General features: G+C 64.8%; 15 protein-coding genes, 1 other RNA gene and 1 pseudogene. 11 read left to right on the plus strand and 6 right to left on the minus strand.

The window, feature by feature from the left end:
- The 5 genes and pseudogenes from HMPREF3120_RS11695 to HMPREF3120_RS03325 all read right to left on the minus strand — a co-directional run.
- Positions 1 to 420 (minus strand): annotated as a pseudogene (locus HMPREF3120_RS11695) (IS256 family transposase); the annotation flags it as partial.
- Between the two features lie 170 nt (positions 421 to 590).
- A complete protein-coding gene (locus HMPREF3120_RS03310) occupies positions 591 to 986 on the minus strand; it encodes a hypothetical protein (protein ID WP_070570161.1) in 396 nt (131 codons plus the stop codon).
- Positions 987 to 1016: 30 nt separating this feature from the next.
- A complete protein-coding gene (locus HMPREF3120_RS03315) occupies positions 1017 to 1982 on the minus strand; it encodes an SURF1 family cytochrome oxidase biogenesis protein (protein ID WP_244268622.1) in 966 nt (321 codons plus the stop codon).
- A 6-nt stretch (positions 1983 to 1988) separates the two neighbouring features.
- Positions 1989 to 2456, minus strand: coding sequence for a low molecular weight protein-tyrosine-phosphatase (locus tag HMPREF3120_RS03320; protein WP_070450800.1), 468 nt, complete (start codon positions 2454 to 2456; stop codon positions 1989 to 1991).
- Positions 2443 to 3078, minus strand: a complete 636-nt coding sequence (locus HMPREF3120_RS03325) for an HAD hydrolase-like protein (RefSeq protein WP_070450802.1) — start codon at positions 3076 to 3078, stop codon at positions 2443 to 2445. The genes HMPREF3120_RS03320 and HMPREF3120_RS03325 overlap by 14 nt, the downstream gene beginning before the upstream one ends.
- Before the next feature lie 36 nt (positions 3079 to 3114).
- On the opposite strand from HMPREF3120_RS03325, the gene HMPREF3120_RS03330 reads away from it, so the two are divergent.
- The 10 genes from HMPREF3120_RS03330 to HMPREF3120_RS03375 all read left to right on the plus strand — a co-directional run bounded on the left by HMPREF3120_RS03330 (position 3115) and on the right by HMPREF3120_RS03375 (position 13076).
- Positions 3115 to 4251: a Nif3-like dinuclear metal center hexameric protein gene (locus HMPREF3120_RS03330; RefSeq protein WP_070450804.1), complete on the plus strand. Its 1137-nt coding sequence runs from the start codon at positions 3115 to 3117 to the stop codon at positions 4249 to 4251.
- 10 nt (positions 4252 to 4261) lie between these two features.
- A complete protein-coding gene (locus HMPREF3120_RS03335; protein WP_070450806.1) occupies positions 4262 to 4951 on the plus strand; it encodes a zinc ribbon domain-containing protein in 690 nt (229 codons plus the stop codon).
- On the plus strand, positions 4952 to 6112 hold the full coding sequence (locus HMPREF3120_RS03340; RefSeq protein WP_070450808.1) for a bifunctional RNase H/acid phosphatase: 1161 nt from the start codon (positions 4952 to 4954) through the stop codon (positions 6110 to 6112).
- A 220-nt stretch (positions 6113 to 6332) separates the two neighbouring features.
- The gene (locus HMPREF3120_RS03345) at positions 6333 to 7349 is read left to right on the plus strand and encodes a LacI family DNA-binding transcriptional regulator (RefSeq protein WP_070450811.1); all 1017 of its coding nucleotides are present in this window, start codon (positions 6333 to 6335) and stop codon (positions 7347 to 7349) included.
- Positions 7346 to 8908: a sugar ABC transporter ATP-binding protein gene (locus tag HMPREF3120_RS03350; RefSeq protein ID WP_083284758.1), complete on the plus strand. Its 1563-nt coding sequence runs from the start codon at positions 7346 to 7348 to the stop codon at positions 8906 to 8908. Before HMPREF3120_RS03345 ends, HMPREF3120_RS03350 begins: the two co-directional genes overlap by 4 nt.
- Entirely contained in the window at positions 8905 to 9876 is a 972-nt protein-coding gene (locus tag HMPREF3120_RS03355; protein ID WP_070422135.1) for an ABC transporter permease, read from the plus strand. The genes HMPREF3120_RS03350 and HMPREF3120_RS03355 overlap by 4 nt, the downstream gene beginning before the upstream one ends.
- Positions 9877 to 9909: 33 nt before the next feature.
- Entirely contained in the window at positions 9910 to 10833 is a 924-nt protein-coding gene (locus HMPREF3120_RS03360) for a D-ribose ABC transporter substrate-binding protein (protein ID WP_070422136.1), read from the plus strand.
- Entirely contained in the window at positions 10833 to 11201 is a 369-nt protein-coding gene (rbsD, locus tag HMPREF3120_RS03365; protein ID WP_070450813.1) for a D-ribose pyranase, read from the plus strand. The genes HMPREF3120_RS03360 and rbsD overlap by 1 nt, the downstream gene beginning before the upstream one ends.
- 61 nt (positions 11202 to 11262) lie before the next feature.
- Positions 11263 to 11664, plus strand: an RNA gene (gene rnpB, locus HMPREF3120_RS03370) — RNase P RNA component class A.
- A gap of 26 nt (positions 11665 to 11690) precedes the next feature.
- Positions 11691 to 13076 carry an RNB domain-containing ribonuclease gene (locus HMPREF3120_RS03375; RefSeq protein WP_070450815.1) on the plus strand — a complete coding sequence of 462 codons (1386 nt, stop codon included), beginning with the start codon at positions 11691 to 11693 and terminating at the stop codon, positions 13074 to 13076.
- An 18-nt stretch (positions 13077 to 13094) separates the two neighbouring features.
- Here the strand turns inward: HMPREF3120_RS03375 and HMPREF3120_RS03380 are convergent, their stop codons facing one another.
- Complete coding sequence (locus tag HMPREF3120_RS03380) at positions 13095 to 14276, minus strand: galactokinase family protein (protein WP_070450817.1); 1182 nt, start codon at positions 14274 to 14276, stop codon at positions 13095 to 13097.
- A gap of 84 nt (positions 14277 to 14360) precedes the next feature.
- Between HMPREF3120_RS03380 and HMPREF3120_RS03385 the strand changes: the two genes are divergently transcribed.
- Entirely contained in the window at positions 14361 to 14567 is a 207-nt protein-coding gene (locus HMPREF3120_RS03385; RefSeq protein ID WP_070422140.1) for a hypothetical protein, read from the plus strand.
- The last annotated feature ends 1 nt before the right edge of the window (position 14568 follow it).

Here is a 14568-nt window from a genome sequence, read left to right on the forward strand (position 1 = left end):
CCGAAACGGCCTAAAACAACTTGACAAAACACACCAGTGCCAAGCGATGACGTGATCCAAGGTGGCAGCAACAATCAAGCATCCGCCGGCGGTGTAGGTGCCGTCAAGAAAGACCTGGTCGTAGACCCAGCCTTCGTGCCCGATCGTGGGATCGGGGACATCAACTAGCCAGAAGTGTTCAAACCGGTGTTGCAGCGTACGCGGATGACATCCTGCTCCGGCGGCAGCGGTTTCCAAGCTCGCACCGGTTGTGAGGTGGGTGATAAATGCTGCGAAGGCAGCGGAGTTGGTGATATCGGGGAGCTGCTTGGTGGTGGAAGCGCCGCACATTTTGCACCGTCACCGGCTGCGGTTGGCGGAGGTCTTACCGTTGCGTTTCATTTCCCCACCGCATTGGCAGCGTGGTCTGTTCTTCGGCATTGATCAAGCCAACACCAGCCCCTACCACACACTGCTGTCACCCCCCGGTTTTTCGTCACCATGGCGCGGATATAAGCCCCAGGAGCATATACTTTCAGGAAAACCCCCGATCATCTCAAACAAATCGACGAATCCAGACACACATTTTGTCGCTTAACCCGAACCGGTACCTAGAGCGATCGGTTCTCGATGGCGGCGAGGATGCCCAGTTCGAACGCCGGGGTGTTGCCGTCGAACTCCACGTCTGCGACGTCCCATTCGGAGAACTGCACCCGAGCGGAGCCGGTGGTGGCGGTGGGGGAGTCGGGGACGATGGAGATGTCGTGGAGAGAGTGGCCAAGCGCGGCGCAGGCTAAGCCGGCGCGGGCTGGCAAAGTACCGCCGTCGGACAGGGCGAAAAGGGGCTGGCCTTCGGGGTCGGTGAGAAGCGACAAGGTTGCGAAGGGGCGGTTGGCGAAGGCGACGGCGTGGTCGAAGGCGGCGTCTTCAATATCGGCAGGTTCGACGCCCGAGGCGGGGACGACGAAGGCGTCGGCGAGGGTGCGGAGGACGGAATCGAGCGACATCAAAACCCCTTCAGAGACCATGGGACAGAGTTAGCGTTCTTGTTCCTTATCGTAAGCCTTGGCCCACGGGTTGGTGCGGGAAGAACCGTAGCGCTGGCGGGAACGCGTAGGAGCCGCAGTCGGGGTCTGAGCGGACGGCGCCGGGGCGGTTTCTTCGCCGGGGACAGGGGAAGGCTCGGGGCCGCTGCCGGCCACGGTGTCGTCGTTAAGCAGTTGCTTCTGCTCCTCGACGTAGCGGCGGCGTTCGCGGCTTTCGGAGAACAGGAAGTAGAGCAGGGCGCCGGGGGCGGCGACGCCGAACAGGATCCACTGGAGGCCGTAGGAAAGGTGGTTGCCGGTTTCGAGTTGGGGCAGGGGGATGGCGGTGAGGGTGCCGGGTTGGTCTGAGAGTAGTTGGAGGTACGGCTCGACCATGTCCGCCCCCGCGTCGACTCCGGTCAGCTCCCCAACCTGGGTGGGGTTGATGGAGTGGACCATGTCGAAGCCCTGGTCGTGGATGGGCGCGGTCGGGTGGGTCGCTTCGGCGGCGCGCAGCATGCCAGTGATGGTGACGTCGCCGGTAGGTGCTGCGTCGATGTCCGGCACACCGGTGGAGCCTTCGGCGGGGACCCAGCCGCGGTTGACAAGGATGGTGCGGCCGTCGTCAAGCGTGAACGGCGTGAGCACCTGGAACGCAGGGGTGCGGTCGACGGAACGCAGGCGAAGCAACACGTCGTTGCCCGTGTAGTGGCCGGTGGCGACCACACGTGACCATTCGTCGGCGGGGGCGAGCGTGGTGCCGGGCAGGCGGTCCACCAGCGGTTCGGGATCGTGGTCGAACGCCGCGGAGATGTGTTCGTTGCGCTCGACTAACTGTTCGTTCTTGCCGAGTTGCCAGGGCGCGAGGAACGTGAAGGCAAAGTAGGAGAAAATGCCGACGACGATCGCCGCGATGATCCAGCCGGGGTTGAGCAGTTGGCGCCACCACGGCTTTTGGGAGGACTTGTTGGCATTCACGCCCACTTAGCCTAGCTGATCGCGCACCCAGCGGATAATGCCGTCGGCGGCGGCTTCGATCTGCTCGCGCACCACGGTGAAGCCCTCGGGCCCGCCGTAGTACGGGTCGGCAACGCCAGCGCCCTCAGGTGCGGCGGGGTCGAAGGAGCGCAGCAGACGGACCTTGTCTTCGGGCACGCCGCGCACGACCAACTCCGACACGTGGTTGGTGTCCAGCGCGACGATCAGGTCGGCTTGCTCCTGCTCGTAGCCAAACTGTTGGGCGCGGTGGGCTTCGCCGTCGTAGCCGTGGTTGGCCAGTTCGCGCCGGGCGCGTTCGTCGGCTTTGTGGCCGACGTGCCAGTCGCCGATGCCTGACGATGACACGCGCACCGCATCGCCCAGTCCCGCGTCCTCCAATTTGGAGCGCACGATGACCTCCGCCATCGGGGAGCGGCAGATGTTGCCAGTGCAGACGAAATCAATATGCAGCACGGATGATCCTTTCCAACTCGGTCGCGTCCGATGCTACGTAGGTCGCCTCGTCCCATTCGGGTGTGGCACCGTAACCCCAGGTCACGGCAACACTCGGGATGTCGAAGGTGGTGGCGCCGGTGAAGTCGTGGGTGCGATCCCCAATCATCAGGGGACGTTTTGGCGCGACGTTGTCCAGCACGTACCGGATCACGTCGGCCTTCTTGGCGCGTACGCCGTCGTTAGATGCAGCGCCCAAAAAGTCGATGTGTTCGAGCATCCCTGCGCGCTCGAGGGCGGCTCGCGCGAAGCGTTCGCTTTTCGACGTCGCCGTGCACACCCCAAAACCTTCCCCCTTCAACCTGGCCAGCAGGTCGGCCATGCCGTCGAAAACCTCGAAGCGTTGCCAGCCTTCGGTGGACATGTAGGCGGAGTAGGCCTGCATGGCTTGTTCGACCTGGTCAGGCGACATGCCGAGCGCGCGCATCGATTCCGGCATCGGTGGCCCGGGGATGCGTTTGATGAACTCCTCGTCCGGTTTATCCCAGCCCACGGCCTCTAATCCGAGGAGGAATCCGTGGCGGATGCCGGGGAATGAGTCGATGAGGGTGCCGTCGACGTCGAAAAGCAATGTGGTGTTCACACCTCACCACTGTTCCAAATTTGTAGGCTGGCTGCCATGACTGCTGTGACTGTGCAAGACGTTGTTGATGCCCTCGAGGCTGCCTACCCGCCGGCGTTGGCGGAAAGTTGGGACCAGGTTGGCCTGGTTTGCGGTGATCCGGATGCTGAGGTGACCAAGGTTGCGTTCGCGTTGGATTGCACGCTGGAGGTCGCCGAACGGGCCGTGGCGCAGGGTGCGCAGTTGCTCGTTGTGCACCACCCGTTGCTGCTGCGTGGTGTGCATTCGGTGGCGGCGAATACCCCGAAGGGCAAGGTTATCCACACGTTGCTGGCTGGCGGCTGCGCGCTGTTCGCCGCGCACACGAACGCCGATTCGGCGCGCCCGGGTGTGTCGGACAAACTCGCCGAACTCGTCGGCATCGAACCCGGCCGTCCGATCAAGCCAGTGCTTCTTAACGCCACCGACCGCTGGGGCGTCCACGTCCCGCCAGCGGATGCCGATGCGTTGAAGCGTGCCCTGTTCGAGGCCGGCGCGGGCGAGATTGGCAACTACCGCGAGTGCGCCTTCACCACCGAGGGCACCGGCGAGTTCACCCCGGTCGAGGGCGCGGACCCCACCGACGGCACGGTCGGCGAGCACTACACCGCCCGGGAGCTACGGGTGGAGTTTGTGGCGCCGGCGAGGTTGCGGCGTGGTCTCGTCGATACGCTGCGCGCGCACCATCCGTACGAGGAGCCGGCGTTCGACATCGTGCAGGTGGAGCACACCGCGGATCTGGACAACGCGACGGGCCTCGGGCGCATCGGCACGCTCCCGGAGCCGATGACCCTGCGCGAGTTCACCCAACAGGTGGCCAACGCCCTGCCGGAGACCGCCTGGGGCGTGCGCGCCGCCGGCGATCCGGACCAGATCGTGCAAAAGGTCGCGGTGTCCTCCGGCTCCGGCGACTCGTTCCTTTCGGATGTGTCCAAACTCGGTGTAGACGTGTATGTCACCTCCGATTTGCGCCACCACCCGGTCGACGAGCACCTGCGCGCTGGTGGGCCTGCCGTGATCGATACCGCCCACTGGGCCAGCGAGTTTCCCTGGACCGAGCAGGCAGAGAGTATCGTGGCCCCTCTAGGCGTGGACACCGAGATCCTGCACATCCGCACGGATCCCTGGACCGTGTCCGCGCACCCCGCGAACTAAAGGAGTACTGATGCACCTATCCCAAGACCTGCAACCCGTCCTCCTGGAGCTCGCGCTCGCCGACGCCACCAAGGGCCAGACGCGCGTTCGTCCCGAAGAGCAAGAATTGCAGAAGCTTCTCGACGAACGCACGCGCATGACCGAGGCTTCCGCCTCCGCCCAACTGGCCGTGGATGACATGGAACTGGAAATCCTGCGCATCCAGGAAGACGAGCGGAAACTGAAGAAGCGCGAACTCGACGACAAACGCCAGCTCAGCGCAGAGACCGACCCGGAGCGTCGCAAGGACCTGGAGCACGACCGCTACGCCGCGAAGTCGCGCATCGCGGACCTGCTCTACGAACTCAAGGAAGCCCACAACGAGATCGCTGCGCTGCGCAACAACCGCGACATTCACGCCGCCCGCGTCGATGAACTCAACCGCAAGGTCGAGGCCGCCCAGCGCGCCGTCGATGCGTTGCCGGAAGAAGAAGCGGTGGACACCGACGCGCTGCGTTCCCGCCTGCCGGAGGACGTGCTGAAGGCGTACGACGACATCGGCGCCGCCAAGTTCAACGGCCGCGCCTGCGGCGGCTGCTTCATCCAACTCCCGCCGTCCGAGCGCGCCGAAGTACTCGCCGAGCCGGAGGACACCCTGCCGGCCTGTCCGAACTGCGGCACCCTGCTGGTGCGCGTGAACCCGGCCACCGACGAGGTGTAAATGCAGGTCAAGATGTACTGCGACGGCGGCTCCCGCGGAAACCCGGGGGTCGCCGGATCCGGCTCCGTGGTCTACGACGCCGACGGCGAAACCCTCGGTGAGATCGCGTATGTGGTGGGCAAAAAGTCCACCAACAACGTCGCCGAATACTACGGACTGATCCGCGGGCTGGAGGCGTGCCGCGAGGTCGGCGCCACGCGGGTGGATGTATTCATGGACTCCAAGCTCGTTGTCGAGCAAATGAACGGCCGGTGGAAAATCAAACACCCGGACATGCAACAACTCGCCCGGGAAGCTCGCGACCTCGCCTCCTCCTTTGAGAAGGTCACCTACACCTGGGTTCCGCGCGCCAAGAACAAGAAGGCCGACGAGTTGTCCAACGTGGCCATGGACGCGGCCGCGCGTGGCGACAAGCCGGGGATTGTGAAGGGCACCGGCGTGTGGGGCGGCGGTGGCAAGGCTTCGGCCCAAGAGGAGAAGCCGGCGGAGGGGCCGGTCGTCGAAAAGAAAAAGCGCGATGCCGCTGGCCACTGGGCTGGAAACTCCGAACCGCGAACGCGGTTCATTCTGCTGCGGCACGGGCAGACGCAACACTCGGCTGAGATGCGTTTTTCCGGCGTTTCTAACCCGGACCTCACCGATATCGGCCGTGACCAGGCGAAGCGTGCCGCCGAGGCGCTGCGCACGTTCGGGCGCATCGACGCCATCGTTGCCTCCCCGCAAGCGCGCGCTCAGCAAACCGCGCAGTTCGCCGCCGAGGTGCTTGGCCTTGAAGTTCGTACTGACGAGGGCTTCCGCGAGCTCGACTTCGGCGACTACGAGGGCCTGACCCGCGACGAGGCGATTGCGAAGGGGGAGGAGACGTATGCGACGTGGCAGGAATCGCCAAACAACGCGCCCCCTGCCGGTGAGTCGCTGACAGCCTTCCACCGCCGCGTCACCCGCGCCCGACTGAAAATTCAGGAGCGCTACGAGGGCCAGAACGTGCTGGTGGTGACCCACATGACCCCGATCAAATCCATGGTCCGCCAGGCTCTCGGCGCGAACGCCGAACTGTTCAAGCACCTGTTTTTGGATCTTGCCAGCATCTCTGTCGTGGACTACTTCGGTGAATTCGGTGTGGTTCGCTGTGTCAACGACGTCGCCCACCACCGCGGGTAGAGGAGACTGGGGCTACGGACTGGGGGGCGACCGCGGCGGCCACCAACGCCGCCGCAAAACCACACGAAATGGCGCCGGCAGTCCAACGTTCGGGGGTGTGTTGGGGGTGTGGCGCTATTGACCTGACGCTCAGCTGCAGTTTAGGTTGTTCTGCACATGGTGCAAACGTTTGCACACATCACTAGCACCCAACACGATCCGGACACACACGGAGGGACCCATGGCAGCACGGGCCACGTTGCGCGAGGTTGCGCTCGACGCCGGTGTCTCGCCGTCCACGGTGTCGCGGGCGCTGGCGGGAAACCCGGCGATCTCGAAACAAACGCGGGACCGGGTGTTTCATTCGGCGGCGAAGTTGAATTACGTGCCGAATTTGCAGGCGAGGGGGTTGCGCTCGGCAGCGTCGACCGCGGTGGGGCTAACCATCCCGAGCCTGGTCAATCCGTTCTTCGCGCAGATGGCGGCGTCGATTCAGCAGGCAGCGGACACCGATGGGTTTTCGGTGATGATCGCCACCACCAACGAGGACGCCGGCCAACTCGACGCCGCGTTGCAGACCTTTAGCGGCCAGCAGCTGGCCGGGGCGATCATCGTGCCGTCGATGCACAGCGCGCCGATGGTGCAGTCGCTGCTGGATCGGGGCCAGAAGATTGTGCAGGTGGATCGGGTGCTGCCGGGGCTGGAGGTGCCGTCGGTGATTACGGACGCGCGACCTTCCATCCGCAAGGCCGTCCAGCACCTCAAGGACAACGGGCATACGCAGATCGGCTATATCGCGGGCCCGTCGAGTACGTCGACGGGGCTGCAGCGCCTGGAAGGCTTCCACGACGCGATCCGCGAAACCCCAGAGACGAACGGTCTGATCTTCCGCGGCGGCTACAGCAGCGCGGAGGGCTTCGCGGGTGCCGCGGACCTGCTCAAGCGTGGCGCGTCGGCGATTATCGCGGGGGATTCCATGATGACGGTCGGGGCGCTGCAGTACGTGCTGGACCACAAGATCGGTCTGGGCGAGGACCTCGCGCTGGTTGGGTTTGATGACCAGCCGGCGTTTCAGATGCAGCCCGTTCCGTTGACGGTGATTGAGCAGCATGTGGAGGACGTCGGCAGACGTGCGTGGGAGAAGATCGCCGCGCTGATCCGTGGGGAGCCGACCTCGCAGCACGAGGTGTTGCCCACCACATTGACTATCCGAGAATCCAGCAATTTCAACTTCACTTCAAGGAGGTGCAGCAGATGACCACAGCGGTAAAACCCCTGATCCGGTTGGACGGCATTTCGAAGTCATTCGGGCCGATCAACGTGATTGATAACGTCTCGCTCGCCGTCGAGCCGGGTCGCGTGCTTGCGCTGCTCGGCGAGAACGGCGCGGGTAAATCGACGCTGATCAAGATGATGTCGGGCGTGTATCAGCCCACCTCGGGGCGCATTCTTATCGACGATAAACCGGTCACCCTGCCCGACACCAAGGCCGCAGAAGCGCACGGTATTGCCACGATCCACCAGGAGTTAAACCTGGTGCCGACGCTGTCGGTGGCAGAAAACATCACGCTCGGGCGCACGCCGCGCCGGATGGGGTTGGTGAACTTCAAGGAGATGCGCCGCATCGCCGCTGAAGCCATCGACCGCATCGGCCTGAAGGTGGACCTGGACACGCCGGTCGGCGAGCTCGGTATTGCGCACCAGCAGTTGGTTGAAATCGCGAAGGCGTTGTCGATGGATGCGCGTGTGCTGATTCTCGACGAGCCCACCGCGGCCCTTACCGGCCACGAGGTTGACCAGTTGTTCATGGTGGTCGACGATTTGAAGGCCAACGGGGTGGGCATGGTGTTTATCTCGCACCACCTGGACGAGATCGCCCGTATCGCCGACAGTGTGGCGGTGCTTCGCGACGGCAACTTTGTCGCCGAGGTCCCCGCCACCACCCCAGAGGCGGAACTCGTGCGCTACATGGTCGGCCGCGACATCGAGGACCAGTACCCGAAGGTGGATAAAGAGATCGGCAAACCGCTGCTGACCGTGGAAAACCTCACCACGGAAGGCAAGTTCAAGGATGTCTCCTTCGAGATCCGCGCCGGCGAAGTCGTCGGCCTGGCGGGTCTTGTTGGCGCGGGCCGTACCGAGGTCGTGCGCGCGATCGCGGGTGCGGATCACGTCGATTCCGGCACCGTTTCCATCAACGGCGAGCCACTCCCGTCCGGCTCCGTCGCTCAGGCGATCAAGCGCGGCATCGGCCACGTGCCCGAGGACCGCAAGGCGCAAGGCCTCGTGCTTGGTGCCACGGTGGGGGAGAATATTGGACTGGCCACGTTGCGGTCGTCGTCACGCGCAGGGATCGCGGATGTGGGTGGTCAGCGCAAGCGTGCGGATGACGTCGCCAAGCAATTGCGCGTGCGCATGGCCGGCATCGATCAGGAGATCCGCAACCTGTCCGGCGGCAACCAGCAAAAGGCCGTATTCGGTCGTTGGGTGCTGGCGGGCTCGAACATTTTGCTTCTCGACGAACCCACGCGCGGTGTCGACGTCGGCGCCAAAGTGGAGATCTACAACATCATCAACGACATCACCCAGGCCGGCGGCGCAGTGCTCATGGTGTCCTCGGAACTGCCTGAGGTTATTGGCATGTCGGATCGCATCCTGGTGATGTCCGGCGGCCGCATCGCGGGCGAACTGCCCGCGGGTGCCACCCAGGACGAGATTATGGCGCTGGCGGTGTCCAACGTCGAAGACCACGTCGAACCACTTACAGAAACGCCACTTACAGAAACGCCACTTACAGAAACGGAGGCCCGCGCATGACGGGAACGACTACGGATGAGCGCTTGAGTACTCGCCAGCGCGTCATCAACTGGATCATGAACAACGGCGCGCTCGTCGGCCTGATCGTGCTGTGCATCGCGCTGTTCATCGCCACCCCGCACTTCCTCACGGTGAACAACCTGATCAACGTGGGCGTGCAGGCCGCCACCGTGGCCATCTTGGCGTTCGGCATGACGTTCGTCATCGTCACCTCCGGCATCGACCTGTCGGTCGGCGCGGTAGCGGCGCTGAGCGCCATGGTTTCGGCCCACTTCTTCGTCGAGGCAGGCTGGCCCGGTTGGATCACGCTGATTGCGGGCCTGCTCACCGGTTTCGCGGCAGGTGCGGTCAGCGGTATCGCCACCGCCTACGGCAAACTCCCGGCGTTTATTTCCACCCTGGCCATGATGTCCATTGCCCGCGGCGCGACCTTGGTGATCTCCCAAGGATCGCCGATGGCTACTGCCGACGAAGTGAACTGGCTCGGCTCTAACGCCGGCAAGTTCCCCATCCCGATTCTGATGATGCTGTTGGCCGGCGTGCTGTGCTGGTTCATCCTTTCGCGCACCGTGCTGGGCCGTTCCATGTACGCCATCGGCGGCAACGAGGAGGCCGCGCGCCTATCCGGCATTCCGGTCAAGCGTGTGCTTGTCGCTGTGTACGCACTCAGCGGCCTGTTCGCCGCCCTTGCCGGTTTGGTCATGGCTGGCCGCCTGTCGTCGGCGCAGCCGCAGGCCGGTGTGGGCTACGAACTCGACGCGATTGCCGCCGTGGTCATCGGTGGCGCGTCGCTAGCCGGAGGCACCGGTAAGGCCACCGGCACGCTCGTCGGCGCGATCCTGCTCGCCGTGATCCGCAACGGCCTGAACCTGCTCAACGTCAGCTCGTTTTGGCAGCAGATTGTCATCGGTGTGGTCATCGCCGCTGCCGTTGGCTTCGACGTGCTGCGCAAGAAGACCACCGTATAGACCCCCTTTTCACAACTTCAAGGAGAACCCGAAATGTCTTTCGCTCGTAAGGCCACCGCCATCGTTGCTGCTGCGGCCATGACCCTGTCGCTTTCCGCCTGCAACCGCGACTCCGCCGACGAGGGCGCGGTCACTCTGGCGCTGTCCACCCAGACCAACCCGTTCTTCGTCCAGCTTCGCGACGGCGCCCAGGAGAAAGCCGACGAGCTCGGCATCGCCCTGAACGTCCAGGATGCTTCCGATGACGCTGCGACCCAGATCGACCAGCTCAACAATGCGATCACCTCCGGCACCGACGCCGTGATCGTCAACCCGACCGACTCCGACGCCGTCGTCCCGGCCGTCGAGGCCCTGAACAACGCCAGCATCCCGGTCATCGCCGTGGACCGCTCCTCCAACGGCGGCGACGTCGCCTCCTTCATCTCCTCCGACAACGTCGCTGGTGGCAAGCAGGCAGCCGACGAGCTGGCCAAGGCCATCGGCGAAGAAGGCGAGATCCTCATCCTGCAGGGCATCGCCGGTTCCTCTGCCTCCCGCGACCGCGGCAAGGGCTTCAAGGAGGGCATTGCCAACTACCCGAACATCAAGGTTGTCGGCGAGCAGACCGCTAACTTCGACCGCACCGAAGGCCTGAACGTGGCCACCAACCTGCTGCAGGCGTACCCGAACGTGAAGGCCATCTTCGCGGAGAACGACGAGATGGCTCTCGGCGCTATCGAGGCGCTTGGTGATCGTGCCGGTAAAGATGTGAAGGTCATTGGTTTCGACGGCACCATCGACGGGCTCAAGGCAGTCACCGACGGCCGCATGCACGCCACCATCGCTCAGCAGCCGGGTGAGCTCGGCGCCCGGGCGGTTGAGGAGGCAGCGAAGCTGCTTCGCGACGAAGACGCCACCGCCATCGTCCCGGTCGACGTTGTCACCGTGACCAAGGAAAACGTAGGCGACTTCGAGTAATGCGCAAGACAGGCATTCTCAACGCCCAACTGGCCCGCGCGATCAACGGCCTCGGCCACACCGACACCTTCGCTGTAGCGGACTGCGGCCTGCCCATCCCCGCCGGGGTAGAGGTCGTGGACCTCGCGCTGGTCTTCGGTGTGCCCCGCTTTGCCGATGTCGTCCGGGCGATTCTGGATGAGGTTGTGGTGGAAGGTGCGGTCGTCGCTACGCAAACGCCCGATGAGGTCGCTTTACTTTGCGACGACCCCACCCGCGTCGACCACGAAGACCTCAAACAGGCGCTTGCAGACTGCAATTTTGTAGTCCGCACCGGTGAGACAACCCCGTACGCCAACATCATCTTCCGCAGCGGGGTCCCGTTCTAACCCGGTGTGCTTGTGGCGGTTCCGCTCTCACGCCCTAAAGGCGTATGCTTTAGACCGCGAATGAGCCGGCCGGGCGGCCGCGGCGGCGCGAACCACCTCAGCATTGGGGCAGGCGCACGTCGAGGAAAGTCCGGACTCCACACGGCACGGTGGTTGCTAACAGCAACCCGGAGTGATCCGCGGGAAAGTGCAACAGAGAGTAAACCGCCCCGCCTTGTGCGGGGTAAGGGTGAAAGGGTGCGGTAAGAGCGCACCGGCATGCGTGGCAACACGTGTGGCCAGGTAAACCCCACCGGGAGCAAGGCAAGAACCCCTGCGCGTGCGCAGAGGTCGTCGGATGTGATGAGGCTGCCCGCCCAGTCCGAAGGTAGCTGCTTGAGGCACCCAGCGATGGGTGACCCAGATGGATGGTCGCCACCCCGCTTGCGGGGGACAGAATCCGGCTCATAGGCCGACTCATTCGCCCACTTCGTGGCACGATGGCGTTTTATGAAGCTCTACGCCGCACCCCTGAACTTCCGCGCCATTGCGCGCGAATTCGACGTGCCCACCGACTTTGCGCCATCGTTGCACGCAGAGGCCTCGGAGTTGGTGGACCGTTTCGCAGATGTGCGTATCGACGCCCGCGATATCCCCTTTGTCACCATCGACCCGGCCGGCTCTAAAGATTTGGACCAGGCCGTGTTCGTGGAGCAGCGTGCCGGTGGCGGGTACCGGGTGCGGTATGCGATTGCGGACGTGGCGGCGTTCGTGGACAGTGACTCCGCTGTGCACGAGGAGTCGCTGCAGCGCGGCCAGACGATCTACCTGCCCGACGAGCCGGCACGCCTGCACCCGGAGGAAGTGTCCGAAGGGTCGGCGTCGCTGCTGCCGGACGTGGATAGGCCCGCCGTGCTGTGGACCTTCGACCTCGATGGGGAAGGGGAGGTCGAGTCGGCCCACGTCGAGCGCGCACTCGTCCACTCGGTGGCGCGTTTGGACTACGAGGGCGTGCACGCCTCCCTCACGGATGGCTCGGTGCACCCTTCGATTGCGCTGTTGCCGGAGGTAGGCCGGTTGCGTCAGCAGTCGTCGCTACGCAGGCACGCCATCAACCTGCGCGTGCCGTCCGTGCGCGTGGCTCGCGACGGGGACGCCTACGAACTCGCCATTGAGCCACGCCATCCGATCATGGACTACAACTCGGAGATCTCCCTGCTCACCGGCATGGTCGCAGGACAGATGATGGTGGACGCCGGGGTGGGCTTCCTGCGCACCCTCCAGCCGGCGTCAGCGGAAAGCGAGGCCGAGTTCCGCCGCGAGGCCCGCAACCTGGGCTTCGACGTCACCGGCGACATTGGCGAGTTCTTGGCCGGCGTGGACGCGGACACCCCGCACGGCATGGCCGTCATGCGCGAAGCTCAGAAACTCCTGCGCGGCTCCGGCTACGTCGACCTGTCCAAGGACGCTCCCGAGGTCCACGCCGGGATCGGTGGCTACTACGCCCACGTTACGGCGCCGCTGCGCAGGCTTATCGACCGCTTCGCCACCGAAGTCTGCCTCGCCATCTGCGCCGGCACACCCGTGCCGAAGTGGGTCACCCGCGACGCCGCACGCATGCTGAAAACCATGGGACGCTCCTCCCAGTTGGCCAACACCGTGGAGAAAGCCTGCCTGCATCTGACCGAAGCGACGGTGCTCGAGCCGTGGGTGGGCCACAACTTCGACGGCGTCACGCTCAAATCCGGCGAGGAGCAGTCCCGCGTGTTCATCGTCGACCCGCCAGTGCTCGCACCCTCCGCCGGCGCGCCCGAGGAAGGCGTATCCACGAAGTTCTCACTCGTCCACGCCGACACCGACGCCCGCGAGGTCGGCTTCGCCTGGCCCGCGGACTAGCACTGGTCTAGCGCTGGTCTAGTCCTCGAGGCGGGCGACCTCACCCGGGGTGATCTCCACGACCTCAAGGTCCTTCGCCATGGTGGCGGCGAACGTGTCGGCGTCTTGCACCGGCACGAACGCGATCACCGCGTCGGAGGTGCCCGTGGCAGCCGGGCGGGCGGCGACGGCACCACGCTCGCGCGCCAGGGCGACCAGCGCGTCCGGGGTGGTCAGGTCGTGGGCCTCGGACGGTGAGTTCAGCAGCGTGAACAGCTCGTTGGCGCGCCGGGAGCGCAGCGCCTTGGCGGCGGCGAGGGAGCGAAGCGTTTCGGTTTCGCAGAACTGCACCCACTGGCGGGCGACGTCGGGATCGGGTGCGGTCTCGTCGCCAACGGAGCGGCGTGCCTCGACCCACTGGACGACGCGGTTGGTGGCGTCGGGCAGTTGGCGAAGGGATTCGACGCCGAAGTTGGAGCAGGCGGCGTCGATAAACTCGCGGCGGTTCGCAATCGCCTTAGTCTGCACGTCGTACGGCTTGCCCAATTCCTTGGCCAGGGAGAACACGCGCACGCCGTGGCGGGCGGGGTGGGGCGCTTCGGTCAGTGACCCGTCGGCGTAGTCGAGAACACTTACGCCTGTGCCACCGCCACGCAGGGCCACGGAGTGGCGAGCGCGCAGCACCGCCAGCGATGAGTAGGTGGCTACGGCGTGCGAGCAGATCTCCGCGAGCCGGGTGCGGAAGGGTGCGGTATCGATGTCGCCGTGACCGCCCGCCAACGCCAGCGCGATCGCGGCATCGGCGGCGTACAGCGAGCCAAGACCGGCACCGAGCGGCACGTCGGACTCCACCGTAATGTCCAGGCCTGCAGTGTCGCGGGAGAGAACCTGGCGTTGGATCAGCGACTGCACCAAACCGGTCCAGCGTCGTGCGAGCGGATCTGTGACCTCGTCCTCGTGCAGCGCGGCCAGGGTTGTTTTGGCGGTGAAGTCGCCGAAGGGGCCGCGGGCGGTCAGGGCGATGGTGTCGTCGTCACGCGGGCTCGCCGCCGCAGCCGCACGTAGCGACGCCGTCCCAGCCAACGTCACGCCACCAAAGTGGTCAACGTTCTCGCCGATCAACACCCACGTCGCCGGTGCGGACGCCACATGTCCGTCACCTGGGTGAGCTGCGCGGACGCGCTGGGCGGGGGAAGTTTTGGGGGTTTGAAATGCTGCCATTACACGCTCCTTAACGGCCACCACACTACCAACCGTCTCGGTAGGGTAGGGGCGGTAAAAGCAACGAACATAAAGGAGCAGATCATGGCTGACGAGCAGTACTACTACAACCCGTCTACCGGCGAGGTCACCCAGGGCAAGGAAGCCTCCTGGGATAACCGCATGGGCCCGTACGCCACGCGCGAGGAAGCCGAAAATGCGCTGGCGATTGCGGCGCAGCGCAACAAAGCTGCAGACGCCGCAGACGAAGCCGACGATGACTGGGGCGAGACCCCTTCTTGGGAGAAGTAAG

The organism is Corynebacterium sp. HMSC11D10 (genome assembly GCF_001806995.1).
GTDB classification, from domain to species: Bacteria; Actinomycetota; Actinomycetes; order Mycobacteriales; family Mycobacteriaceae; genus Corynebacterium; species Corynebacterium coyleae.

Excerpts from the sequence above, each read along its gene's own strand:
- HMPREF3120_RS03310 (WP_070570161.1), bottom strand. The coding sequence starts at position 986 with ATGTCGCTCGATTCCGTCCTCCGCACCCTCGCCGACGCCTTCGTCGTC.
- HMPREF3120_RS03330 (WP_070450804.1), top strand. The coding sequence starts at position 3,115 with ATGACTGCTGTGACTGTGCAAGACGTTGTTGATGCCCTCGAGGCTGCC.
- HMPREF3120_RS03335 (WP_070450806.1), top strand. The coding sequence starts at position 4,262 with ATGCACCTATCCCAAGACCTGCAACCCGTCCTCCTGGAGCTCGCGCTC.
- HMPREF3120_RS03340 (WP_070450808.1), top strand. The coding sequence starts at position 4,952 with ATGCAGGTCAAGATGTACTGCGACGGCGGCTCCCGCGGAAACCCGGGG.
- HMPREF3120_RS03345 (WP_070450811.1), top strand. The coding sequence starts at position 6,333 with ATGGCAGCACGGGCCACGTTGCGCGAGGTTGCGCTCGACGCCGGTGTC.
- HMPREF3120_RS03350 (WP_083284758.1), top strand. The coding sequence starts at position 7,346 with ATGACCACAGCGGTAAAACCCCTGATCCGGTTGGACGGCATTTCGAAG.
- HMPREF3120_RS03355 (WP_070422135.1), top strand. The coding sequence starts at position 8,905 with ATGACGGGAACGACTACGGATGAGCGCTTGAGTACTCGCCAGCGCGTC.
- HMPREF3120_RS03360 (WP_070422136.1), top strand. The coding sequence starts at position 9,910 with ATGTCTTTCGCTCGTAAGGCCACCGCCATCGTTGCTGCTGCGGCCATG.
- rbsD (WP_070450813.1), top strand. The coding sequence starts at position 10,833 with ATGCGCAAGACAGGCATTCTCAACGCCCAACTGGCCCGCGCGATCAAC.
- HMPREF3120_RS03375 (WP_070450815.1), top strand. The coding sequence starts at position 11,691 with ATGAAGCTCTACGCCGCACCCCTGAACTTCCGCGCCATTGCGCGCGAA.
- HMPREF3120_RS03380 (WP_070450817.1), bottom strand. The coding sequence starts at position 14,276 with ATGGCAGCATTTCAAACCCCCAAAACTTCCCCCGCCCAGCGCGTCCGC.
- HMPREF3120_RS03385 (WP_070422140.1), top strand. The coding sequence starts at position 14,361 with ATGGCTGACGAGCAGTACTACTACAACCCGTCTACCGGCGAGGTCACC.